The sequence below is a fragment of the Caulobacter vibrioides genome (assembly GCF_002858865.1).
Lineage (GTDB): Bacteria > Pseudomonadota > Alphaproteobacteria > Caulobacterales > Caulobacteraceae > Caulobacter > Caulobacter vibrioides.
Genome location: NZ_PJRR01000019.1, coordinates 469,945 through 491,505 on the forward strand (window position 1 = coordinate 469,945; position 21,561 = coordinate 491,505).

Below are 21,561 nucleotides of genomic sequence, written 5' to 3' on the forward strand. Positions count from 1 at the left end.
GGGCCTCCCTTAACCGGCCTGGTTGGCGGGCGGCCTGGCGGCGGCGGGCGCTGCGCCCGCCAGAGGACCGGCGGCGCGCTGGCCGGGCGCGGCGCCCGGCGCGGCGTTCTCGGCGACGGCCGCCTTGCCCTTGTCCACAGCGGGGTTGGCCAGACGCGAAGCCAGGCGCTCGGTCAGGATCTTGGCGTCGCCCGGAGCCATGTTGGCCAGGATCATCGCCAGGGTCTTTTCCTTCATCTTGGCCGCGATCGGCAGGCGAACCTCATCCGACAGCAACGTCATCCGCGCTGCGGCGTCCTTGGGCTTCATGCCCTGATAGACCACCACCAGGCGGTCGACCTCGGCCTGCTTCTGGGCGTCAACCTGGCCCAGCAGCCCCTGGATATCGCCCTTCAGGCCCGTCAGAGCCTTCATCTTGGCGTCGAGCTTGGCCTCGGCGGCGGCCAGAAGCTGCAGCTGGACATCGATGTCCTGCTCGCGCTGGTCCAGTTGCCCGCGGCGCGCGCCCAGGCTTTGCAGGATGCGTAGTTCAGCCGGCGAGAGGCCCGCCTCCCGCGCCAGGGCGTCAGCCGACGGCGCGCAGACCCGAGGCGGCGGCGCCTTGGCGGCGGCGGGCTGCCCTGCGCCCTCGGCCGAGGGAGCCCCCTCGCCTTCGGGACCTTCAGGCTTGGCGGCGCCCTCGGCGAAGGCCTTGGCCCCGCTGACCAGGTCGGGCAGCGACTTGGCGCCCGACAGGGCGTTGATGGCCAGCACACCGCCTGCGGCGACACCGATCAGGGGCAGAATGCGCGGAATGTTCTTCATCGGCGAGGAACTCGTGGATTGCTGGTCGGGCGCGGGGGATCAGCCGGCCCATCAAACAGGTCATCATCAACCCGCGCCCGTGAACGCGGGGTTTCTTGGCTCAGATTTGGACGTGGCGCGGGTCGCGGCGTCGGCTCGCCGCGAGCGGCCCGCTCGACCCGATCCTCGCGCTCGAGAAGGCGCTCGAAATCGGCCGCCGAAAGGCGACGCTCGCCAGAGGGTGAGACCGGCGGAGCCTCGATCGCACGCGACGGACGTGGCGGAGGCTCGCGCTCCGGCGCTGCCTGAGCCTTGGGCGGCGCAGGCCGGTTGACCCGATCTTCCAGCTGAGCCGCAAGGGCCTGGGCGCGCTCGATCCGGACGGCCAGGGTTTCAGCGGCCTCGTCGGTGGCGGCGCGGAGATCGGCGAGCCCCTGCTCGGCCCGCGCGGCGGCTTGGTCGAGATCGGCGACCGCCTTGGCGAAGCCTTCGTGACTGTCGCGCAGCGCCTTCAGCCGGCGCTCCAGACGCCAGCCGAAGATCAGCGCCGCGATCAGCAGCACCGCCAGGAACCCGTTCATGGCCAGGGCGACGACGCTCATTTCAGTTTCTGCACGGCCTTCTTCGCCGCCGGCGTCAGCGGGGCTTCGGCCCGGACGGCGATCGAATGGTTGCGACGCCCCATGCGGCCGCGTGTCAGCGGGATGGCGCCGGCGCGCAGCTCCACCAGGCTGTCGGGCGTGGCGTTCAGCATCAGGGTGTCGCCGACCTGCATGTTCAGCACGCGCGAAAGCGGCACCTGCTGCTCGTCGAGCACGGCGCGGACCTCCATCTGGGTGGTCCACAACTCGGTGGCCAAGTGGCCTTCCCAGATGTTGTCGCGACCGAACTTCTCACCCATGAACTGCTGCAGCAGCATCTTCCGGATGGGCTCCAGCGTCGCGTAGGGCAGCAAGAGCTCGATACGGCCGCCGCGATCCTCCATGTCGATCCGCAGCTTCACCAGAATGGCGGCGTTGGCCGGACGGGCGATGGCGGCGAAGCGCGGGTTGGTCTCCAGGCGATCCAGCGAAAAGCTGACCGGATGCAGCGGCTCGAAGGCGCTCTTCAGGTCGTGCAGCACGACCTCGATCATCCGCTGGACCAGCACCCGCTCGATCGTCGTGTAGGGCCGACCTTCGATGCGCATCGCCGCCGTACCGCGACGACCGCCCAAGAGCACGTCGACGATCGAGTAGATCAGGTTCGAGTCGACCGTCAGCAGGCCGTAGTTGTCGAGCTCCTCGGCGCGGAACACGGCCAGGATGGCCGGTAGCGGGATCGAGTTCAGATAGTCGCCGAAGCGGATCGAACTGATGTTGTCGAGACTGACCTCGACGTTGTCGGAGGTGAAGTTGCGCAAGCTGGTGGTCATCAACCGCACCAGGCGGTCGAAGACGATTTCCAGCATCGGCAGGCGCTCGTACGAGACGAGCGCCGAGTTGATGATGGCGCGGATGCCCGTGCGGTCGTCGGAGCCGTCCCCCGAGAGATCGAAGCCCAGCAGGCTGTCGATCTCGTCCTGGTTCAGAATGCGCTCGGAGGCGCCGTCGCCGCCGCCGTCATCCCAGCCGCCCATGCCGCCGGAAAAATCGCCGAACTCGTTCACGCCCTCTCCGCCTCCGGGAGGGTTTTCCGAGGCCCACTGGGCCATCGCCGCCTGATCGTCGAGTTCGTCCGCCATGATCGTTCGCCCAACCCGCCCTGAGGACTAGTTGATCAGCATCTCCTCGATGAGGACGGCGTTCACCTTGGCCGGCGCGGCGACCAGATTGACCCGGCGCAGCAGTTCGACGCGCAGCTGGTACGTGCCCTGGCTGCCGTTCAGGTCCTCAGGACGCAGCTCGCGAAGGAAGGTCTGGAACATGTCCTGCAACCTGGGGAGATTCGGCGTCAGCTCATCGGCCGTTTCCTCGTCGGGCAGCTCGAAGGTCAGCTTCAGCTTCAGGAAGGTCGATTTACCGTCCGCCGTCTGCATGTTCACGACGATGTCCGGCAGCGTGTAGAAGACGACGCCGTCGGGGCCCTCCTTGATCACCGGAGTCCCAGCCGCGCCTTCAGCGCCCTTCTCGGCGTCCTTCTTGTCGCCCTTCTCTTCCTTCTTCTTTTCCTTTTTCTTTTCCTCTTTCTTCTCGCCGTGCTCGCCCGCTTCAGCGGCCGGCTTCGGCTTCAGGAGGAAAAAGGCCGCAGCGCCGCCGCCGCCCAGAACAAGCACGCCCGCAGCGATCGCGATGATCAGGATTGGCGGCTTCTTCTTCGCCGGAGCTTCGCCCTCAGCGCCCTCTTCGCCTTCGGGAGCGGGAGCTTCCTTTTCGGGTTTCTTGGCCACGCGCGCGGTTCCTTGGAATCTATACCCGTACTCATGCGCGAAGCATGGTTAACGATGTGTTTTGCCGGGCAATTGGTCGCAGGCTGAATCTGCCCGGCAGAGTCCGACCAGCACACCCGCATTAACCTTCCTATTTGTTGATTTTAATGGCCTTTTAGCGCTGGCACGAAGGTTGCTTCTGGGGTTGCGACGCATTTGTCGCGTCAGCCGCCCGAGTTAACTCGCCATGGACAACGCGCTTTATGTCGGCCTCTCGCGTCAGATGACGCTGCGCCGCGAGCTCGACATCGTGGCCAACAACATCGCCAACGCCAACACCACGGGCTTCAAGGTCGAAGACCTGATGGTCCGCACCGAGCAGGCCAAGCCTGCCAAGACCCTGGACGGCTCCGCGCCGGTCAAGTTCGTGCTGGACACCGGCGTAGCCCGCAATTTCACCCAGGGCCCGATGACCAAGACGGGCGGCGACTACGACCTGGCCATCAACGGCATGGGCTTCTTCAAGGTCCAGGCCAATGGCGGTGAGCGCTACACGCGCGACGGCCGTTTCACCACCAATCCGGAAGGCATCCTCGTCACCCAGGCCGGCGCGCCTGTGCTGGACGACGGCGGCGGACAGATCACGATCGATCCCCGCCTTGGCCCCGTGACGATCGGCAAGGACGGCATCGTCAGCCAAGGCGCGATCCGGGTCGGCAGAATCGGCCTGGTGCGCCCGGACGACCTGTCCACCTTCGCCAAGGACGGCGACAACCTCTACCGCAACACCACCAACACCGCCCCGCAGCCCGTCACGGACGCCCAGATCCACCAGGGCATGCTGGAAGCCTCGAACGTCCAACCCGTGATCGAGATCACCAAGCTGATCGAGATCCAGCGCGCCTACGAGAGCGTCGCCAAGATGATGGACAACACCGCCGAACTCTCGCGCAGCGCCGTCGAGCGTCTGGGCAAGATCAACTAGGGAACGCTAGCCGATGCAAGCTCTCCGCACCGCCGCTTCGGGTATGGCTGCTCAGCAGCTGAACGTCGAAGTCATCTCGAACAACATCGCCAACATGAACACCGTTGGCTTCAAGCGCCAACGCGCCGAGTTCCAGGACCTGCTGTACCAGACCATCGAGCGGGCCGGTTCGCAGTCGTCCAGCGACGGCAACATCGTGCCGACGGGCGTGCAGGTCGGCGGCGGCGTCAAGGCCGGCTCGGTCTATCGCATCACCGAGCAAGGCACCCCCACCCTGACCGACAGCCCGCTGGACCTGGCGATCCAGGGCAAGGGCTACATGCCGATCCTGCTGCCGTCGGGCGAGACGGCCTATACACGGGCCGGTAACTTCTCGACCAACGACCAGGGCCAGATCGTCACCGAGGACGGCTATCTGGTTCAGCCGGGCATCACGATCCCGCAGAACGCCACCGACATCACCATCAGCAAGAGCGGCCTGGTGCAGGTGAAGCTGGACGGTCAGCCCCAGCCCCAGACCGTCGGTCAGATCCAGCTGGCCAACTTCCTGAACGAAGGCGGCCTGGAAGCCATCGGCGACAACCTGTTCCTGGAGACCGCCGCCTCGGGCGCGGCGACCCTGGCTGCGCCGGGCGAGCCGGGCTTTGGCATGCTGTTGCAGCACTACACCGAGGCCTCCAACGTCGACGCGGTCTCTGAAATCACCGCCCTGATCACCGCCCAGCGCGCCTACGAGATGAACTCGAAGGTGATCTCGACGGCCGACCAGATGCTGCAAGCCACCTCGCAACTGCGGTCGTAAGCTCATGAAGGCCTTTCTCTTCGCCGCCGCCGCCACCCTGGTGATCACCGCCCTGTCGGCGCCCGCCTTCGCCGGAACGCCCGTGACCCTGCGGATGGACACCACCGACGCCGACGGCCGCATCACTCTGGGCGATCTCTTCGACGGCGTCAGCGGCCCCGCCGCCAACGTCGTGGTCGCCGCACGCATGGGCGCCACCGCCGTGCTCGAAGCCGGTCAGGTGCAGATGTCGGCCCGCCGCGCGGGCTACGTCTGGACCAACGCCAACGGCGTGCGCCGGATCATCGTTCGCGAGGGCGTCGATAATGGCGGCGTCTCGTCGAGCGCCGCCCCCGGCGCTCAGCTGGCCGGCGCGCGTCTGGCCGGCGCCCCGCGCGCCAATGTGGAAGTTCTTGCCTACGCCCGCAGCCTGTCGGCCGGCGAAATCGTCCAGCCGCAGGATCTCATCTGGGTGAAGATGGCCGGCGCCCCGGCCGATGCGCCGCGCGACGCCGACGCCGTGATCGGCCTCGCCGCCAAGCGTCCCCTGCGGGAAGGCGCTCCCGTCGGGATGAAGGATGTGGCCGCCGCCCAGGTCATCAAGAGCGGCGACTTGATCACCATCACCTATGAAGACGGCGGAATCTCCCTGTCACTGCAGGGCAAGGCCATGGCCGCCGCCGCCGCCGGTGATGTGTTCGCCGTTCAGAACACTCTGTCGAAGAAGATCATCCAGGCTGTGGCCGTCGGCCCCGGCGCCGCCGCTGTCGGCCCGCAGGCCCAGAGCTTGCAAGCCCGCTCGCAACCCCTCCGTTTCGCCGCTCGCTAAGAGGTCCAGATCATGCGTCGTCCTGCTATCCTCGCCGCCGCCGTCCTCCTGGCCCCGCTGGCCGCCTGCTCGACCGTCAAGGAGGCCGTCAAGGGTCCGGATCTCGCGCCCGTCGGCTACCCGGCCCCGCTGGCCCCCATGCAACAGCAGTACGTGTCGGCCCGCGAGCCCGCCCCGCAGGCGGCTTCGGCCAACTCGCTGTGGCGGGTCGGGGCCCGCGCCTTCTTCAACGACCAGCGCGCCAGCCGCGTCGGCGACATCGTCACCGTGATGATCGACATCGATGACAGCGCCAGCACCAAGAACGCGACCAACAGCTCGCGCACCGCCAATATGAAGGCCGGCGTGCCGCATCTGCTGGGCATGGAATCGAGCCTGGGCAAGTTCCTGCCGGGCGGCTTCGATCCGGCCTCAGCGCTGGAGACCAACTCGACCACCACCAACGCCGGCTCGGGCGGCGTCAGCCGGTCGGAAAAGATCAGCCTGACGATCGCCGCTGTGGTCAGCCAGGTTCTGCCGAACGGCAACATGGTCATCCAGGGCACCCAGGAAGTGCGCACCAACGCCGAGCTGCGCCAGCTGACCGTGGCCGGTATCGTCCGCCCCGAGGACATCTCCTCGGCCAACACCATCCGCCACACTCAGATCGCCGAAGCCCGCATCAGCTACGGCGGCCGCGGCGACATCAGCCGCGTGCAGAAGACCCCGGCCGGCCAGTCGCTGGTCGAGAAGTTCTCGCCGTTCTAGGGGCGGGACCCGTACCGCAAGGCCCATCGGGCCGGCCTCTGGTCGGTTCCCGAGGGGCGATAGCTCCGGGAAGCGGGCGTTTCGAACGTCGGCAGTGGGTGGTGAGCGGACCAAATCCTCCCCCCAGCGGGGGAGGTGTCGGCGAAGCCGACGGAGGGGGAAGAAGCCGGCTCGGCAGAACTTCCCCCTCCGGCCTTCGGTCTCCTCCCCCTCTGGGGGGAGGATTTTCGAACGTCCGCCAAGGGCCGCGAGCAGCCTTGGGTCTCGCTCCAGAAAGCCGACCTTCCTACTCCCCGCCGGAACGCCGTTCGCGCTCGCAGAAGAGCCCTTAAGCCCGCCGCCCCGCGCCCGCCGCGCTGACATTGTCCATGCCCATGGCCGACAGCGCCCCGCGCAGGATGCCTTCGGCGTCCAGACCCGCCTGGGCGTACATCGCGTCAGGCTTGTCCTGGTCCTGGAAGACGTCCGGCAGGCACAGGGTGCGGATCTTCAGGCCGCGGTCCAGGGCGCCGTGCTGGGCCAGGGCCTGCAGCACGAAGGCGCCGAAGCCGCCCATCGAACCCTCTTCCACCGTGATGATGGCCTCGTGCTCGCGGGCCAGTCGGAGCAGGAGGTCGAGATCGAGCGGCTTGGCGAAGCGGGCGTCGCAGACGGTGGCGGAAAGCCCGCGCGCGGCCAGCAGGTCGGCGGCCTTCAGGCTTTCCGACAGACGCGTGCCGAACGAGACGATGGCGACGCTGGTCCCCTCGCGGACGATGCGGCCCTTGCCGATCTCCAGCGGCTCGGCGATGGCCGGCATGTCGAGACCCAGGCCCTCGCCGCGCGGATAGCGGAAGGCGCTGGGGCGGTCGTCGATCTCGGCGGCGGTGGCGACCATGCGGGCCAGCTCCACCTCGTCGGCGGCGGCCATCAGCACCATGCCGGGCAGAGCGCCCATGAAGCCGATGTCGAAGCTGCCGGCGTGGGTGGGACCATCGGCGCCGACGAGACCGGCGCGGTCCATGGCGAAGCGCACCGGCAGGCCCTGGATGGCGACGTCGTGGACCACCTGGTCGTAGCCGCGCTGCAGGAAGGTCGAATAGATCGCCGCGAACGGCTTCATGCCGTCGGCCGCCATGCCCGCGGCGAAGGTCACCGCGTGCTGCTCGGCGATGCCGACGTCGAAGGTGCGCTCGGGGAAGGCCTTGCCGAACAGATCAAGGCCCGTGCCGGAGGGCATGGCGGCGGTGATGGCGACGATCTTGTCGTCCTTCTCGGCCTGCTTGATCAGTTCCTGGGCGAAGACCTTGGTGTAGCTGGGCGGGCCGCCGGCCGCCTTCTGCTGCTGGCCGGTGACGACGTCGAACTTGACCACCGCGTGCAGCTTGTCGGCCGCGCCTTCGGCGGGCGCGTAGCCCTTGCCCTTCTGGGTGACGCAGTGGACCAGCACGGGCTTGTCGCCGAACGCCTTGGCGTTCTTGAGCACGCTGACCAGGGCGTCCATATCGTGGCCGTCGATCGGGCCGATATAGTAGAAGCCGAGCTCCTCGAAGAAGGTGCCGCCGGTGACCATGCCGCGGGCGTACTCTTCCGCCTTCCGCGCGGCTTCGCGCATCGGCGTGGGCAGTTTCTCGACGACGGTCTTGCCCAGCTTGCGCACCGAGCGATAGGCGCCGCCCGAAACGAGGTTGGCGAGATACGCGCTCATGCCGCCCACCGGCGGGGCGATCGACATGTCGTTGTCGTTGAGGATGACGATCAGGCGCTTGGTCGTATCGGTCGCCGCGTTCATCGCCTCATAGGCCATGCCCGCGCCCAGCGAGCCGTCACCGATCACGGCGATGACGCTGTTGTCCTCACCTTTCGCGTCGCGCGCGGCGCAGAAGCCCAGCGCCGCCGAGATCGAGGTGGCCGCGTGGGCCGCGCCGAACGGGTCGTATTCGCTCTCGGCCCGCTTGGTGAAGCCCGACAGGCCGCCGCCTTGGCGCAGGGTGCGGATGCGGTCGCGGCGACCCGTGAGGATCTTGTGCGGATAGGCCTGGTGGCCGACGTCCCAGATGACGATGTCCTTGGGCGTCTCGAACACGTGGTGCAGGGCCACCGTCAGTTCGACCACGCCCAGGCCCGCGCCCAGGTGCCCGCCCGTCACCGACACGGCGTCAATCGTCTCAGCCCGGACTTCCGCCGCGAGCTGCTTGAGCTCGGCGAGCGAGAGACCGCGCGTATCGGCGGGCGAGGCGATCGTGTCGAGCAGAGGAGTTTTGGAAGACATATCTGTTAAAAGCGCGGTCAGTTGCGGCGGTCCAGCACGAAATCAACGCTCGCGCGGAGATGTTCGGCCCGTTCGCCAAAGATTTCGAGATGGGAACGCGTCTGCTCGGCCAAAAGGGTCACGCGCTCCTTGGCCGCATCCAGCCCCAACAAAGTGACGTAGTTGGCCTTGCCCTTGGCGGCGTCCTTGCCGCCGGCGGCCTTGCCCAGGGTCTCCTCATCGCCCTCGGCGTCGAGGATGTCGTCGACGATCTGGTAGGCCAGACCCAGGTCCTGGGCGAAGGCCATCAGGGCCGAGCGCTCGGACTCCTTGGCGCGGGCGATGATCAGCGGGATCTCGAAGGCGAAGGCGATCAGGGCGCCGGTCTTCAGCCGCTGCATGCGCGCCACAGCGCCCAGATCGTCGCGAACGCCCAGGAGGTCGATCATCTGGCCGCCGCACATTCCGCGCGCGCCCGAGGCGATAGCCAGCTTGCGCACCAGTTCCGAGCGGACATGGCCGTCGTCGTGGGTGTCCGGGTGAGCCATGATCTCGAAGGCCGCCGTCTGCAGGGCGTCGCCCGCCAGGATGGCCGTGGCCTCGTCGTATTGCTTGTGCACGGTCGGGCGACCACGACGCACGTCGTCATCGTCCATCGCGGGCAGGTCGTCATGCACCAGGCTGTAGGCGTGGATGCACTCCAGCGCGCACGCCGCGCGCAGCACCGGCCGCTCGGGCAGATCGAACATCTTGCCGGTTTCCAGGGCGAAGAACGGCCGCAGGCGCTTGCCAGGGCCCAGCGCCGCGTAGCGCATGGCCTCGGTCAGGCGGCTCTCGGGGCCGTCGGCGCGCGGCAACAGCTCGTCCAGCGCCACGGTGACGATGTCGGCCGCCTGGACGATCCGCTTGGCAAGGTCGCTCATGAGGGGCTCCCCTCGCACGCCGGGCGCTGGCCGGGCATCAGTTGAACTCGGCCGGTTCTGCGGCCACCGCGCCGCCCTGCCCCAGCACGATCTTTTCGACCTTCAGGCGCGCGGCCTCGAGCTTCTTCTCGCAGTGCGCCTTCAAGGCCGCGCCGCGCTCGTAGATGTCGATCGAGCGCTCGAGAGCAGCCTGGCCCGACTCCAGCTCCTGCACGATGCGCTCCAGCTGCGACAGCGCTTCCTCGAAGCTGAGGGCGGAGATGTCAGCGGGCGGGTTCGCAGCGTCGGTCATTTCAACTCTCAGGTGAACAGCCGTCAGCCTAGTGGCGACGAGCGGCGCGGGCAACGGCCTAGAGCCAAGGCGTGGTTAAGGGAAGAGGCTTTGCAGACTAAGCGCGGCGGAAGCGCTTGATGCTCCAGTAGGCGTGACCTTGATCAACGATTTTCGCCCATCCCCGCGCCTTGAGCGCATCGGCGATCATCCAGTTGAAGAAGCCGTGGGCCAGAACCAGCACGTCCTGACCGTTCTCGGCCAGCTCGACCAGGAGGTCGGCCGCCTGGCCGGCGCGGGCCTCGGCCTGTTTGCGGGTCTCCTGGCCGCCGTGGTTGTCGAAGAACCACCACCAGAACCGCGCAAAGAACCCCAGATGCTTGGGCGACATCCGCAGCCACAGCGGCCAGGGCGGCGGCGGCAGCGGCGCCTCGATGAAGGTCGGGTCGGTTGCGAACGCCCGTTCCCCGACGACGGCCCTGGCGGTCTCGATCGAGCGCAGGCGGGTCGAGGCGATGATGGCGCCGGCGTCCCGCGCAATCTCCACCAGGCCGGAAGGCGGCGTCTGCCCCGCCTTAAGCCCCCCCTCCTCGTAGCGCGCCCACCAGTCTCCGTACTGAGGGGCGTTGAGCGTCACCTTGCGCGACAGCGCAGGCTCACCGTGGCGGGCCAGGGTGATGACGCCCGGTCGCGCGGGCGGGGACTTGTGGTCGGCGATGGTGACGGCAGCCATGTTGAAGAGAAGCCCGATGGCCCGAAGGCCGCGCCGTCCTCTCATTCCTCCTGAAGAGCGCGTACATGCGCGGCGGCGGAACGCCCTAGCGCCTGCAGGTCGTAACCGCCCTCGAGCGAGGACACAACCCGGCCTTTGCCGCGAGCCCTGGCCACCGACAGGATCGCGCGGGTCGCCCAGGCGAAGTCGTCCTCCTCCAGGCTTTGCGCCGACAGGGGATCGCGCGCATGGGCGTCGAAACCGGCCGAAACGATCACCAGTTCGGGGGCGAAGGCGTCGACCTTGTCCATCAGGCCCTCGAATCGCGACCGCCAGGTCTCGCGAGACGCATGGGCGGGCACCGTGGCGTTGGCGATGTTGCCAAGCCCCGTCTCGCTGGGATCACCGGTGCCCGGATAGAGCGGCGACTGGTGGATCGAGGCCACGAACACGGTCGGGTCATGCTCGAACACCGCCTGGGTGCCGTTGGCGTGATGGACGTCGAAATCGACGATCGCCACGCGCTGCAGGCCCGCAGCCTGGGCGGCCCGGGCGGCGACGGCGACGCTGGAGAAGACGCAGAAGCCCATGGCCACGCCCGGCTCGGCGTGGTGGCCCGGAGGCCGCACGGCGCAGAAGGCGCGCTCGGTCATGCCCTCCGCCACGGCCCGCACCGCCGCCACGCTGGCGCCCGCAGCCCGACGCGCAGCGGCGAGGCTGCCTGCGGACAGCACCGTGTCCGGATCCAGGGCCACGCGTCCCGTCGAAGGCGCGGCGGCGAAGACGGCGTCCACATAGGCCTTGGGATGGACCCGCAGCAGATCCTCGATCTCGACCAGCGGCGCGTCCATCGGATCGAGCGCCAGATTCGGATCGTCGTTCAGCGCGTCGAGCACCGCCCGCAGACGTTCCGGGCGCTCGACATGCCGGTCGCCCGGCCGGTGGTCGAGCATGTCCAAATGCGTATAAAGCGCGAGAGCCATGGGAGACTCCTAGACCGTGAACGCTGATCCGACCACCGCCTCGTACACCATTCGTCGGGCCACGATCGACGACGCCGACACGGTGTCGAGCCTGGGCGCACGCACCTTCAGCGAGACCTTCGCCCACCTCTATCCGCCCGAGGATCTGGAGACCTTTCTCGCCTACGCCTATGGTCTTGAGCGGACGCGCAACGATCTGGCCCATCCGGACAAGGCCACCTGGCTGATGGAGGACGCGGACGGCGAGGCCGTTGGCTACGCCCTGGCCGGCCCCTGCGACCTGCCCCACGATGAGGTCGCGCCCGAAGACGGCGAGCTCAAGCGGATCTATCTGTTGAAAGCCCACCGGGGTGGCGGGCGCGGGTCTCGCCTGCTGAACACGGCGCTGGACTGGCTGGAGGCCGCCGGCCCGCGTCGGCTGTGGATCGGGGTATGGTCGGAGAACTTTGGGGCGCAGCGGCTCTACGGTCGTTTGGGCTTTGCGAGGGTCGGCGAGTATTTCTTCCCTGTGGGCGAGACGAACGATCTGGAGTTCATCCTGCGGCGGGGGTGAGTCCCTGCGTCCTTCGAGGCTCGCCAATGGCTCGCACCTCAGGATGAGGAATTCAGAACAGCGCTCCTCATCCTGAGGCGCCCGCGCAGCGGGCCTCGAAGGACGCACGCCATTGCGTCTTCTTTCAGAACCCGACACAATCCGAACACCTGTTCGAAAGTCGCGCCGATGTTCCTCCGCTTCTTCTCTGAGCTCCGTCAGGCCAAGGTGCCGGTCAGTCTCCGCGAGTACCTCCTGCTCATGGAGGCGCTCGACAAGGACGTCATCGACCGCTCGGTGGAGGACTTCTATTTCCTCTCGCGCGCCAGCCTGGTGAAGGACGAGAAGAACCTCGACAAGTTCGACCGCGTGTTCAGCCACGTCTTCAAGGGCCTGGAGACGGTCAATGACGGCTTGGCCGCCGACATTCCCGAGGAATGGCTGAAAGCCCTGACCGAGAAGTTCCTCACCGACGAGGAAAAGGCCCAGATCGAGGCCCTGGGCGGCTTCGAGAAGCTGATGGAGACTCTGCAGGAGCGCCTGCGCGAGCAGAAAAAGCGCCACGAGGGCGGCAACAAGATGATCGGCTCGGGCGGCACCAGCCCGTTCGGCAACAACGGCTACAACCCCGAAGGCGTGCGCATCGGCCAGGACAAGGGCCGCCACGGCCGGGCCGTGAAGGTCTGGGACAAGCGCGAATACAAGAACCTCGATGACAGCGTCGAACTGGGCACCCGCAACATCAAGGTCGCCCTGCGGCGCCTGCGCAAGTTCGCCCGCACCGGCGCGGCCGAGGAACTGGACCTGAACGGCACCATCAAGGGCACCGCCGAGAAGGGCTATCTCGACATCCAGCTACGGCCCGAGCGCCGCAACGCCATCAAGGTGCTGTTGTTCTTCGATATCGGCGGCTCGATGGACAGCCATATCAAGCTCTGCGAGGAGCTGTTCAGCGCCGCGCGCACCGAGTTCAAGAACCTGGAGTTCTACTACTTCCACAACTGCCTCTATGAGGCCGTCTGGAAGGACAATAAGCGTCGCCAGACCGAGAAGATCCCGACCTTCGACGTGCTCCACAAGTTCCCGGCCGACTACAAGGTGATCTTCGTCGGCGACGCCACGATGAGCCCCTACGAGATCACCTATCCGGGCGGCAGCGTCGAGCACTGGAACGAAGAGCCGGGCGCGATCTGGATGCAGCGCGTCACCGACATCTATCAGAGCTGCATCTGGCTAAACCCTACGCCGGAACGCCACTGGGACTACACCCAGTCGATCGGGGTGATGCGCCAGATCATGGCCGACCGGATGTTCCCGCTGACCATTGAGGGCCTGGACAAGGCCATGCGGGAGTTGGTGCGGGGTTAGGCGGGGGGAGCAAGTATCTACCCCCACTGATTCACCGCGAATTCAGAACCCACAGCAACATATAGGTAAATATTTACATAATTCCCCAAGAATAGAAGTGCCGAATATTGAATATGTATCTGTTGGGAGATTGAACTTGCATGTCAAACGCACTGTAGGCCCGTATCTCCCTCCCCATCCACGGAATTTTCCTTCTAATACCTCGACTCACAGATTCACGAGTTCGCGCTACCGAAGCGCGGACGACTCGCGCACCTGAGCCATAGACCTTCGCGATATTGGCGGGGGCCAGAACCTCCCCCGAAGCGGGATCAGAAAAATTCTTGAAGTATAAAAGCGCCGGCATTTGCGAGAGCGCCAAGGTCGCTCGGTCGATCTTTTTATCAACCGAGTATCTTTCGAATTCGTCGCGCCTATACTCTGTTTTCACGAGGTAAAGGTCAGGGTTCCACTCTTGCAAGAAGGACCCATCGTAACGCGGCAAGAGAACGAACAAGGTCGGGAACCCCGGAACATCAATCCAGAACGCCTCGCCGCGCGTCTTCCGGGTCAGAAGGGAGGTTTGATCGGGCCACGCGCTCTGCTCGCGCGTCACGGTTTCGCGCACGCCCTTTCCGAAGTAGCGTTGACCACCAACCTCGATCTCGATCTCGATCTTGAAACGATAGCCGCCCGAAAAGGGCGAGCACGCCGCCACCGCGCCGGCTCCAGCCGACAGGATCGCGCCGATCGCTGCGCGCCTTGTCCACCTAGACGACCCAACGCTCGGCTCACCAGGACCCGCGAACATGCGCCTAAACTCCACCTCAGAGTGAGCGAGTTAGCGCACTTTGCCGCCGCCTTACCACGCAAAACATCGCTGAAGCTCAAGGGTGCTCGCGCGGCCTGCCGCCCGCTCAGCCGCGCGGCGCAGGCTCGCCCACGGGCCCCAGATCAACGCTCGGCTGGCCTACCAGCGAGACCTTGTCCACCGGCGCGGCGGCGTGATCGTTGGCGATTGTCATGCCGACATGGAAGCTGGTCGGCGCCGCGCCACCCAGCAGGATGAAGACATCTTCCTGCCCATCGCCATTGATGTCGAAGCCGACGCGGGCGCCGGCGACCGGCGGGCTGATCTCCGCCAGGACAGCGATGTTGCTCTCGCCCAACGTCGCGCCCTGGGCGGCCAGGACGTCGGCGACCGCCGTGGAGCTGACGACCGTCATCTCCCCCTTGCCCTGAACCTCAAGCTGGTCGCCGCGGGCCACGGAGAAATCGAGCACGACGCCCAGCAGGCCTTCGGCCTTGTCGGTCGGCGGCTGGGCGGAGACCAGGAACGTGTCGGCCCCTGCGCCGCCGCTGGCGACGACGCGCGCGCCCATGACGATCTGGTCGTCGCCGTCCCCGCCGTCGAGCCGATCGACCTGTCCCGCGCCCGCGCCGCGGCCGTCGACATAGTCATCGCCGCCGCCGGCGCGGATGGTGTCGCCCCCGGACGAGCCGGCCAGAACATCAGCGCCGGGCGTGCCGTGCGTCAGCGACTTGCCGGTCGCGAACCCTTCGCCCGAAACCTCGACATCGCCTGGCGTGTCGCCGGGCGGCGGCGAAGCGCCGGCCTGGCCGGACGGCGCATGCGCCGCTGAGGGCGGCGCGCCCAGCGCGCTCGGCGGCTTGAACGCGCCCAGGCTCGGCGACTCGGCATTGGCGGCTTGCACGGCGATGGCGGACCCCTGCACCGCCTTGAACGGGGCTTGCGGGCCCAGCTCGCGGGCGACGGCGGCGGCGACGATCGCCTCGGCCTCACTCTTGCCGGCGTCCAGGTTCAGCGCGGCGATGAGTTTCGAGGTCAGCGCCTGCATCGCCGGATCACCGGCGCGCGGCGCGCTGTCGAAGTCCAGGCGCCCCGTCTGGCCGAACTCGACGCCGCGAAGCTCCAGATAGAGGCCGAAGGCGACCACCAGAGACAGGAACGACTGCGCCTCGCGGCTGGCCGGGTTGAACGCGACCACGACCCCTGTCGGCGCCTCCGGCGCGCCTGAGGCGAGAACCTGACGAAGCGCGCCCCACAGGCTGCCGACCTGATGGAACATGTCGACGGCCGCATCGTGCACGACGAACTGGCCGTCGATGCGGGCGATGTGAACGAGCACGTCCTGATTGGCGTCGGTGACCACGTACCAGGGATCCCCGGAGTCGGTCTGGCCAAACACGCCGTCGACCTCGCCATAGCTGGCGGTCAGTTGCTGGGTGAGCAGCAGCAGCAGGCCCCGCTCGTTGGCGGACCAGTCGGTGGCCGGGGGCCGGGGACTGAAGGCTAGGACCTCACCCATGGCGGCGCGCGTCAGGCCTGCGCCGCCTGGTCGGCGACGAAGGGCTCGACCTCTTCGGCCGCGCCGTCGAACAACAGCCGATAGAGCTCAGGCTCGTAATAGCGCAGCAGGGTCCGCGCGAACTGGGTGGGATCCAGGCCAAGGCTTTGCGCCCAGACCGCCTGCGCCTCGATCGGCACGCGACCCAGGCCGTTCTCCACCTGCGAGACGAAGGTGTAGTAGCGAAGCCCCGTCTTCTCGGCCAACTCGGCCTGGGTGAGCCCCGCCGCTTCGCGGGCCGCCTTCAGCCACCGGCCGGCCTCGCGCCGCAAACTCTTGGTCAAGGCCGCCTTGGCGGGATTCATCGCCGTTCGTGACATCGCAACGCTGCTCGCACGCCCAACCGCAGGCGTTTCCCCTAGTTGTTACACATTGCATAAAAACGCAACATCCGTCGTTCAGGTCGATCGAAGGGCTTGCAAGCCGGTCGCTCGCCACATACAGTTTTAACGCAACTATTTTGAACGAAGCGTCGCCATGTACCTCCCCCTCGATCCCATCGCCTCAGGATCCGCCGCCGCGACGACGCGGCCTCGCCTGTCGCTGGTCATGGTCGTCTACATGACTGGTCCGGCGCTGATGGAGAGCATCCGTCATGCGCTGGACGAGCCTCGGGTCGACGAGTTCGTCATCGTCGACAATGGCTCCTCGCTCGCCGACGCCGCCTGGCTCCGCGACCTGGCCCGCCGGGAACCGCGCGTGCGGCTGCTGCAGGGCCTGGGCAATATCGGCTTCGCCCGCGCCGCCAATCTGGGCGCGACGGCGGCGAAGGGGGACGAGCTGGTCTTCCTCAATCCCGACGCCTTCCTGACCCCCGGCGCGGTCGCCGCCCTGCGCGAGGCCGCGCGGGATCGCCCCTCGCCCTGTGTGGTGGGCGCGCGGGTGTTCAACACCGACGGCACCGAACAGCGGGGCGGCCGGCGTGGCGAGATCACGCCGGTGACCACCCTGCTCAGCCTCTCGAAGCTTAGCGCCACCCTGCCCCCGCTGCGCCGCTTCGAGATCCACCGGGAAGGTGAGCCCATCCCGCCCTTCCCGGTGGACACCCCGACGATCTCGGGCGCCTGCTTTTATGTGAGCGCCCGAGATTTCCAGCGCCTCGGCGGGTTCGACGAAGGCTACTTCCTGCATGTCGAGGATATCGACCTGTGCTGGCGCGCCCGTCGCCAGGGCGGATGCGTGCTGTTCCAGCCGCACGCCCGGGTCGTGCATGTCGGCTCCACCAGCCGTGAAAGCCCGCTGGTCATCGAGTGGCACAAGGGAAAGGGCCTGGTGCGCTACTTCCTCAAGCGGGCCGACAGCAGGCGCCGCAAGGCCCTGGCCTTGCTGCTGGCGCCGCTGATCCTGAGCGCGGCCGTCGCCCGCCCGTTGCTGCGGATGGCGCACCGGCAAACCGAGCGCTCGCCCCAGCGCCTGGCGCCGATCACGCGTTGACGCCTTTTCGGCGAACCTCGTTACCGCTATCACGGACGGAAACGTTGGAACGCGCGATGCTTCGGCTCCTCCCCCTCGCCCTAGGCTTGATCACGGTCGTCGCCGCGCAACCCGCCCTGGCGGCGTCGCGCGACAGCTGGGGCAAGGCCGGGACCTCGTTCCTGCAGTACCGGACCGACGCGGTCGAATGCGCCTACGAGGCGCAAACCAAGGCGCCGGTGTCGATTCCGTTGGTGGACCTGACCTACATGACCGACGCCGCGCAGCCGGACGGTCTGGCGCAGCAGGACGCGACGCAGCCCAACATGGACGTCAACGCCCTGGTCGACCACGCCGCGCGGGCGCAGCTGCACATGAACAAGACCTGGCGCGAGGTCGCCCGGCAACTCGAGCCTGCGCTGGAAGCCTGCCTCCGTGGCCGGGGCTATCGTCCGTTCCGTCTCGCCAAGAGCCAGATCGAGCAGCTCAAGCGTCTGCCCACCGGTTCGCGGGCGCGGCAGGTCTATCTCTGGAACCTGTCCCTGAAGGGGGCGGCAGACCCGCGACGCTAGAGCCCTTTAGCTCTAGATGGAATCATCTAAAGCGTTTGAAATGGCTCTAAGTGTTTGATTTTAGAGCCTGTTGATCTGGTTTAGATGGTTCCATCTAAACCAGACAGGCTCTAGCCCACAGCGTCCGGGCGCATGCAGGCGGCGTCCACCACGGTCTCTGCAAAGGCGCCGGCGTCGGGCCTGGTCCAGTCGTTCTCATCGAACTTGAAGGCCACAGGCTCACCGCCGAGGTTGTTTTCCGGATAGCGATAGACCGCCAGGCTTCGGAACGCGCGCGCCTTGCAGTCGACGTCCTGGGCCAGGCGTTCGGAGCGGAACGTCAGGCCCGCCTCCGTCTGGGGCAGCCGGAACTCGTGGCGAACCCAGACCCGCTGGTAGTCCGCGCCCGACGGCGTCTTGCCCGTCTTGGCGAACATCATGACGGACTTGTCCTCGCCAACCCCCATGAACGGCCAGCCGATCCCCTCGATCTTCCGCGACCAGGGCGGCATGGCGGCCGGCTTCTTTTCGGCGGCGGTGATCGTGACCGAGTCCACCTTGGCCGCATCATCCTTGACCGCGGGCGCTGGCGTACTGGCCTGCCCCGCCAGCAGCAGAATGGCCGTCAGCATGCCGATCATCTTGTCGCCCCCACGCGCTTTACGGGAAAAGCCTAAACGCGAACGTCGTTACGCGCTACAGGGACGATCTTGACGCTTGCGCCAAATTCGAACGCCCGTAAGACTTCCCTGCGGGTAAAGGGGAATCTGTAGTGAGTCCGACGACCGACGCCGCCGCTTCGCATGAAGTCGACGCGAGCGAGAGCGAAGCCGCCACCAAGAACCTGGTGTTCGTCGCCGCCGAACGCCTATTCGCGCTGCATGGCTTTCAGAACGTTTCGGTGCGCGACATCACGGCCGCCGCGGGCGTGAATCTGGCCTCGGTGAACTATCACTTCGGCTCCAAGGACGCGCTGCTGTTCGAGATCTTCAAGCGGCGCACGGCCGAGCTCAATCGCGAGCGCGCCAAGATGCTGCACGAGGCTAACGACCGCAACGTCGGGAGCCCGCCCCTGCGCGAGATCCTGGCGGCCCTGCTGACCCCGCCGCTGCGCTGGCTGGCGCCCGACCACGAGCGCCGCATTTCGCTGCAGTTCCTGATCCGCGCCCGCAGCGAAGGCACCGACGAGATTCGCCAGGTGCTGAAGACCGACGTGTCTCACCTGCGCCGCTTCTCGGACGCCCTGCTGCGCGCCCGCCCTGACCTGTCGCCCGAAGAGGTCTACTGGCGGCTGCACTTCACGCTGGGCATGCTGCACAATAATCGCTTCGCCGAGTTCGACCGGCTGAACGTGCTGTCCGAAGGACAGACCAGCGAAGCCGATGTCGTGGCCTTGCTGGATCGCATGCTGAGCTTCGCCGAGGCCGGCTTCCGCGCCTGATCGCGCCGAACGGTGAACAGGCGCCTGTGCGGAGGCGACGTCGCCTGCTGCGGGACGTCCGCCTGTCGCCCACCGCCCCCAGTACGGCAGCGCGAATCAGGGCCAGGACAGGGGCCTGTGTGTCCTCGAGGCTGCGCGGAAGCCACGGCAGGGCGCGAATCCGGCGGCGGAATACGCGCCTGCGAAGGCGATACGCCGCTTCGAATAGCGTCCCGGCCACTGAGGCGCCCGTTTAGGCGCGGCATGTCAGCGCAGGGTTCAACTCTCGCGCTACACGTCTGTACAGCCCTTCCCGACACCCTTAACCTTAGCGCAAGGGAATGGGGGAGCTGACGAGCATGCGACGTGTCGCGCTCGGATGTCTGTTGACTGTAACGGGCCTCGCGGTCGTTGGGACCGCGACGGCGCTGTCGACTCATGTTCCTGAAGAATTCAATCGGACCCTGACCCTGGCGGGTGGCCCTAAGGACGGCGCAAGCGTGGACGACCCCGACGCGCCGATCGCCACGGCGCGCTATGGCGGCGAGCGGGCGCGCGCGGTTGCGGCGGAGGTCGCCGCGACGCCAGCGGCGGCGACCGTCGCCCTGGCGGGCGGTCCCGCAGAAACGGGCCTGGCGGGCGCAGCACCCTCGCGGCCCGAGCCTGCTCCCCGCGTCCAGACCCTGGCCCAAGCCGAAGCGCCCAAGACCCGTACCACCGCCCGAATCCTCACCGAGGCCGCGCAGAGCCACCCTCGACCCGTTCTCGCGCTCACCCACACCAAGACCTACCGGCCCTATGGCAAGGTCCTCAAGGCGGAGGTCGGCAAGGAGCCCCTGCCCTTCACGCCGCTGGGCATGCAGCCCAGCCTGGTCAAGCGCCTGTCACTGAACGCGTCGAATCTGGTCTCGAAGGCGGGCGCGTCGGCCGAGGACCTGCGGCGCGGGCGCTGGATGCTGTTCGCCGCCAGCTCGGGCAAGGCCTACAGCCTGAACCTGGTGCGCGACACCATCGACGGCTGGCGCAACGCCGGCTTCAGCGAAGACAAGCTGGCGCGCTTCGGCAGTCGCCAGGTCGGCATCGGCTATCGCAAGAACAACAATCAGGTGTCGCTGTCGGCGACGCGGCGCAAGCTGAACTCGATCGACTATTCCAACAAGGACACGGTCGTCGGCGTCACGGTCTCGATCCAAGGCCGTTAAGCCCAGCCCCAGCAGAGGCGCCACGGTCTCCCCATCCGCCGGAGAGACCGTCAGGCTTCAGCCTCAGCCCCGCGCGGCGGCGATGCGCGCGCGCGCGATCTCATCGGCCACCAGGTTGGCCGGACGCTTCTCGCTGATCGACTGATCGATCACTTCCGCCAGGGTCTGGGCCAGGCGATCAAGCTTGCTCGCCACCCAGCCGCCGTCGAACGCGCCGCCGGCTTCCAGGGCGCGGATCTCGGCCGCCACATTGATGATGCCGCCGCCGTTGATGACGTAGTCCGGGGCGTAGAGGATGCCGCGATCGAACACGGTCTGGCCGATCATGGCGTCGGCCAGCTGGTTGTTGGCGCCGCCGGCGATCACCTTGACCTTCAGACGCGGCAGGGTCGCGTTCGAGATCGCGCCGCCCAGGGCGCAGGGGGCGAAGACATCGGCCTCGACGTCGAAGATCGCGTCGGTCGGCACGATCGTGGCGCCGGTCTTGGCGGCCACCTCGGCCAGGGCCACCTGGTTCACGTCGGCGATGATCAGCTCCGCGCCGGCCGCGTGCAGCTTCTCGGCCAGATAGGCGCCGACGTGGCCGACGCCCTGGATGGCGACGCGAACGCCCTTCAGGTCGCGGTTCAGAGCGCGCTCGACGCAGAGGCGCACGCCGCGGAACACGCCCTCGGCGGTCACCGGCGAGGGATCGCCCGAGGCGGCCGCGTGGCCTTCCAGGCCGGCGACGAAACGGGTGGTCTTGCGCGTGCTTTCCAGGTCCGACGGCGAGACGCCGACGTCCTCGGCGGTCCAGTACTGGCCACCCAGGCTGTCGACGGCGCGACCGAAGGCTTCGAACAGTTCCGGCGTCTTCTGGCTACGGCTGTCGCCGATGATCACGGCCTTGCCGCCGCCGAAGTCGAGGTCGGCCATGGCGTTCTTGTACGACATGCCGCGCGACAGCCTCAGCGCGTCCGTCAGGGCCGCATCGGCGCTGGAATAGTCCCACATGCGGCAGCCGCCGGCAGCCGGCCCGCGCGCGGTCGAATGGACCGCGATGATCGACTTCAGACCAGTTTTTTCGTCGAAGAAAGCGTGAACGCCTTCGTGTCCCTCGAAATCGGGGGAATCGAACAAGGTCATGCTGCCGGTCT

At 67.3% G+C, this 21,561-nt stretch carries 24 protein-coding genes and 1 pseudogene; 10 read left to right on the forward strand and 15 right to left on the reverse strand.

Annotated elements, in window-relative coordinates; genetic code table 11:
• Positions 1-9: 9 nt before the first annotated feature.
• Genes CVUC_RS16465 through fliL form a run of 4 tightly spaced genes read right to left on the reverse strand, consistent with a single transcriptional unit; the run spans position 10 to position 3,151 of the window.
• Complete coding sequence (locus tag CVUC_RS16465; protein WP_096033477.1) at positions 10-804, reverse strand: MotE family protein; 795 nt, start codon at positions 802-804, stop codon at positions 10-12.
• On the reverse strand, positions 801-1,385 hold the full coding sequence (locus CVUC_RS16470) for a DUF6468 domain-containing protein (protein WP_096033478.1): 585 nt from the start codon (positions 1,383-1,385) through the stop codon (positions 801-803). Before CVUC_RS16470 ends, CVUC_RS16465 begins: the two co-directional genes overlap by 4 nt.
• A complete protein-coding gene (gene fliM / locus CVUC_RS16475) occupies positions 1,382-2,506 on the reverse strand; it encodes a flagellar motor switch protein FliM (protein ID WP_012640397.1) in 1,125 nt (374 codons plus the stop codon). Before fliM ends, CVUC_RS16470 begins: the two co-directional genes overlap by 4 nt.
• A 27-nt stretch (positions 2,507-2,533) precedes the next feature.
• The gene (gene fliL / locus CVUC_RS16480) at positions 2,534-3,151 is read right to left on the reverse strand and encodes a flagellar basal body-associated protein FliL (RefSeq protein ID WP_012640398.1); all 618 of its coding nucleotides are present in this window, start codon (positions 3,149-3,151) and stop codon (positions 2,534-2,536) included.
• A gap of 226 nt (positions 3,152-3,377) precedes the next feature.
• Here fliL and flgF point away from each other — a divergent pair, with 226 nt between their 5' ends.
• Genes flgF through flgH form a run of 4 tightly spaced genes read left to right on the forward strand, consistent with a single transcriptional unit; the run spans position 3,378 to position 6,472 of the window.
• On the forward strand, positions 3,378-4,115 hold the full coding sequence (gene flgF, locus CVUC_RS16485; RefSeq protein WP_096033479.1) for a flagellar basal-body rod protein FlgF: 738 nt from the start codon (positions 3,378-3,380) through the stop codon (positions 4,113-4,115).
• A 13-nt stretch (positions 4,116-4,128) separates the two neighbouring features.
• Positions 4,129-4,917: a flagellar basal-body rod protein FlgG gene (flgG, locus tag CVUC_RS16490; RefSeq protein ID WP_010919925.1), complete on the forward strand. Its 789-nt coding sequence runs from the start codon at positions 4,129-4,131 to the stop codon at positions 4,915-4,917.
• Between the two features lie 4 nt (positions 4,918-4,921).
• Positions 4,922-5,725, forward strand: coding sequence for a flagellar basal body P-ring formation chaperone FlgA (gene flgA, locus CVUC_RS16495; RefSeq protein WP_096033480.1), 804 nt, complete (start codon positions 4,922-4,924; stop codon positions 5,723-5,725).
• 12 nt (positions 5,726-5,737) lie between these two features.
• On the forward strand, positions 5,738-6,472 hold the full coding sequence (flgH, locus tag CVUC_RS16500) for a flagellar basal body L-ring protein FlgH (protein ID WP_010919927.1): 735 nt from the start codon (positions 5,738-5,740) through the stop codon (positions 6,470-6,472).
• Positions 6,473-6,580: 108 nt separating this feature from the next.
• On the opposite strand, the pseudogene CVUC_RS20550 reads toward flgH, so the two are convergent.
• The 6 genes and pseudogenes from CVUC_RS20550 to CVUC_RS16525 all read right to left on the reverse strand — a co-directional run.
• Positions 6,581-6,714: pseudogene (locus tag CVUC_RS20550) on the reverse strand (hypothetical protein); the annotation flags it as partial.
• Between the two features lie 86 nt (positions 6,715-6,800).
• Entirely contained in the window at positions 6,801-8,723 is a 1,923-nt protein-coding gene (gene dxs, locus CVUC_RS16505; RefSeq protein WP_010919929.1) for a 1-deoxy-D-xylulose-5-phosphate synthase, read from the reverse strand.
• Positions 8,724-8,740: 17 nt separating this feature from the next.
• Positions 8,741-9,625 carry a polyprenyl synthetase family protein gene (locus CVUC_RS16510; protein ID WP_010919930.1) on the reverse strand — a complete coding sequence of 295 codons (885 nt, stop codon included), beginning with the start codon at positions 9,623-9,625 and terminating at the stop codon, positions 8,741-8,743.
• A 37-nt stretch (positions 9,626-9,662) separates the two neighbouring features.
• Positions 9,663-9,917: an exodeoxyribonuclease VII small subunit gene (locus CVUC_RS16515; RefSeq protein ID WP_010919931.1), complete on the reverse strand. Its 255-nt coding sequence runs from the start codon at positions 9,915-9,917 to the stop codon at positions 9,663-9,665.
• A 97-nt stretch (positions 9,918-10,014) separates the two neighbouring features.
• Positions 10,015-10,674, reverse strand: coding sequence for a histidine phosphatase family protein (locus CVUC_RS16520; protein WP_096033481.1), 660 nt, complete (start codon positions 10,672-10,674; stop codon positions 10,015-10,017).
• On the reverse strand, positions 10,671-11,591 hold the full coding sequence (locus CVUC_RS16525) for a histone deacetylase family protein (RefSeq protein ID WP_096033482.1): 921 nt from the start codon (positions 11,589-11,591) through the stop codon (positions 10,671-10,673). Before CVUC_RS16525 ends, CVUC_RS16520 begins: the two co-directional genes overlap by 4 nt.
• Before the next feature lie 16 nt (positions 11,592-11,607).
• On the opposite strand from CVUC_RS16525, the gene CVUC_RS16530 reads away from it, so the two are divergent.
• Together CVUC_RS16530 and CVUC_RS16535 are read left to right on the forward strand one after the other, a co-directional pair.
• Entirely contained in the window at positions 11,608-12,144 is a 537-nt protein-coding gene (locus CVUC_RS16530; RefSeq protein WP_096033483.1) for a GNAT family N-acetyltransferase, read from the forward strand.
• Between the two features lie 168 nt (positions 12,145-12,312).
• Positions 12,313-13,491, forward strand: a complete 1,179-nt coding sequence (locus CVUC_RS16535) for a vWA domain-containing protein (RefSeq protein WP_096033484.1) — start codon at positions 12,313-12,315, stop codon at positions 13,489-13,491.
• A gap of 73 nt (positions 13,492-13,564) precedes the next feature.
• Here CVUC_RS16535 and CVUC_RS16540 read toward each other — a convergent pair whose 3' ends face one another.
• The 3 genes from CVUC_RS16540 to CVUC_RS16550 form a co-directional block, all read right to left on the reverse strand.
• Positions 13,565-14,281, reverse strand: coding sequence for a hypothetical protein (locus CVUC_RS16540; RefSeq protein WP_096033485.1), 717 nt, complete (start codon positions 14,279-14,281; stop codon positions 13,565-13,567).
• A 106-nt stretch (positions 14,282-14,387) separates the two neighbouring features.
• Positions 14,388-15,800: a calcium-binding protein gene (locus CVUC_RS16545; RefSeq protein WP_096033486.1), complete on the reverse strand. Its 1,413-nt coding sequence runs from the start codon at positions 15,798-15,800 to the stop codon at positions 14,388-14,390.
• A gap of 11 nt (positions 15,801-15,811) precedes the next feature.
• Entirely contained in the window at positions 15,812-16,159 is a 348-nt protein-coding gene (locus tag CVUC_RS16550; protein WP_010919937.1) for a helix-turn-helix domain-containing protein, read from the reverse strand.
• A gap of 157 nt (positions 16,160-16,316) precedes the next feature.
• Here CVUC_RS16550 and CVUC_RS16555 point away from each other — a divergent pair, with 157 nt between their 5' ends.
• Both CVUC_RS16555 and CVUC_RS16560 read left to right on the forward strand, forming a co-directional pair.
• Positions 16,317-17,273 (forward strand): glycosyltransferase family 2 protein, encoded by a 957-nt coding sequence (locus CVUC_RS16555; RefSeq protein ID WP_096033487.1) that lies wholly within the window; start codon positions 16,317-16,319, stop codon positions 17,271-17,273.
• Positions 17,270-17,824: a hypothetical protein gene (locus CVUC_RS16560; protein ID WP_096033488.1), complete on the forward strand. Its 555-nt coding sequence runs from the start codon at positions 17,270-17,272 to the stop codon at positions 17,822-17,824. Before CVUC_RS16555 ends, CVUC_RS16560 begins: the two co-directional genes overlap by 4 nt.
• A 110-nt stretch (positions 17,825-17,934) precedes the next feature.
• Here CVUC_RS16560 and CVUC_RS16565 read toward each other — a convergent pair whose 3' ends face one another.
• Positions 17,935-18,444, reverse strand: coding sequence for a surface-adhesin E family protein (locus CVUC_RS16565; RefSeq protein WP_096033489.1), 510 nt, complete (start codon positions 18,442-18,444; stop codon positions 17,935-17,937).
• Positions 18,445-18,575: 131 nt separating this feature from the next.
• Between CVUC_RS16565 and CVUC_RS16570 the strand changes: the two genes are divergently transcribed.
• Positions 18,576-19,244 carry a TetR/AcrR family transcriptional regulator gene (locus tag CVUC_RS16570; RefSeq protein WP_010919941.1) on the forward strand — a complete coding sequence of 223 codons (669 nt, stop codon included), beginning with the start codon at positions 18,576-18,578 and terminating at the stop codon, positions 19,242-19,244.
• Between the two features lie 320 nt (positions 19,245-19,564).
• Positions 19,565-20,425, forward strand: a complete 861-nt coding sequence (locus CVUC_RS16575) for a hypothetical protein (RefSeq protein ID WP_096033490.1) — start codon at positions 19,565-19,567, stop codon at positions 20,423-20,425.
• A 63-nt stretch (positions 20,426-20,488) separates the two neighbouring features.
• On the opposite strand, the gene CVUC_RS16580 is transcribed toward CVUC_RS16575, so the two are convergent.
• A complete protein-coding gene (locus tag CVUC_RS16580; RefSeq protein WP_010919943.1) occupies positions 20,489-21,550 on the reverse strand; it encodes a Leu/Phe/Val dehydrogenase in 1,062 nt (353 codons plus the stop codon).
• Between the last annotated feature and the right edge of the window lie 11 nt (positions 21,551-21,561).

Excerpts from the sequence above, each read along its gene's own strand:
- CVUC_RS16465 (WP_096033477.1), bottom strand. The coding sequence starts at position 804 with ATGAAGAACATTCCGCGCATTCTGCCCCTGATCGGTGTCGCCGCAGGC.
- CVUC_RS16470 (WP_096033478.1), bottom strand. The coding sequence starts at position 1,385 with ATGAGCGTCGTCGCCCTGGCCATGAACGGGTTCCTGGCGGTGCTGCTG.
- fliM (WP_012640397.1), bottom strand. The coding sequence starts at position 2,506 with ATGGCGGACGAACTCGACGATCAGGCGGCGATGGCCCAGTGGGCCTCG.
- flgF (WP_096033479.1), top strand. The coding sequence starts at position 3,378 with ATGGACAACGCGCTTTATGTCGGCCTCTCGCGTCAGATGACGCTGCGC.
- flgG (WP_010919925.1), top strand. The coding sequence starts at position 4,129 with ATGCAAGCTCTCCGCACCGCCGCTTCGGGTATGGCTGCTCAGCAGCTG.
- flgA (WP_096033480.1), top strand. The coding sequence starts at position 4,922 with ATGAAGGCCTTTCTCTTCGCCGCCGCCGCCACCCTGGTGATCACCGCC.
- flgH (WP_010919927.1), top strand. The coding sequence starts at position 5,738 with ATGCGTCGTCCTGCTATCCTCGCCGCCGCCGTCCTCCTGGCCCCGCTG.
- dxs (WP_010919929.1), bottom strand. The coding sequence starts at position 8,723 with ATGTCTTCCAAAACTCCTCTGCTCGACACGATCGCCTCGCCCGCCGAT.
- CVUC_RS16510 (WP_010919930.1), bottom strand. The coding sequence starts at position 9,625 with ATGAGCGACCTTGCCAAGCGGATCGTCCAGGCGGCCGACATCGTCACC.
- CVUC_RS16515 (WP_010919931.1), bottom strand. The coding sequence starts at position 9,917 with ATGACCGACGCTGCGAACCCGCCCGCTGACATCTCCGCCCTCAGCTTC.
- CVUC_RS16520 (WP_096033481.1), bottom strand. The coding sequence starts at position 10,674 with ATGAGAGGACGGCGCGGCCTTCGGGCCATCGGGCTTCTCTTCAACATG.
- CVUC_RS16525 (WP_096033482.1), bottom strand. The coding sequence starts at position 11,591 with ATGGCTCTCGCGCTTTATACGCATTTGGACATGCTCGACCACCGGCCG.
- CVUC_RS16535 (WP_096033484.1), top strand. The coding sequence starts at position 12,313 with ATGTTCCTCCGCTTCTTCTCTGAGCTCCGTCAGGCCAAGGTGCCGGTC.
- CVUC_RS16540 (WP_096033485.1), bottom strand. The coding sequence starts at position 14,281 with ATGTTCGCGGGTCCTGGTGAGCCGAGCGTTGGGTCGTCTAGGTGGACA.
- CVUC_RS16545 (WP_096033486.1), bottom strand. The coding sequence starts at position 15,800 with ATGGGTGAGGTCCTAGCCTTCAGTCCCCGGCCCCCGGCCACCGACTGG.
- CVUC_RS16550 (WP_010919937.1), bottom strand. The coding sequence starts at position 16,159 with ATGTCACGAACGGCGATGAATCCCGCCAAGGCGGCCTTGACCAAGAGT.
- CVUC_RS16555 (WP_096033487.1), top strand. The coding sequence starts at position 16,317 with ATGTACCTCCCCCTCGATCCCATCGCCTCAGGATCCGCCGCCGCGACG.
- CVUC_RS16565 (WP_096033489.1), bottom strand. The coding sequence starts at position 18,444 with ATGATCGGCATGCTGACGGCCATTCTGCTGCTGGCGGGGCAGGCCAGT.
- CVUC_RS16575 (WP_096033490.1), top strand. The coding sequence starts at position 19,565 with ATGGGGGAGCTGACGAGCATGCGACGTGTCGCGCTCGGATGTCTGTTG.
- CVUC_RS16580 (WP_010919943.1), bottom strand. The coding sequence starts at position 21,550 with ATGACCTTGTTCGATTCCCCCGATTTCGAGGGACACGAAGGCGTTCAC.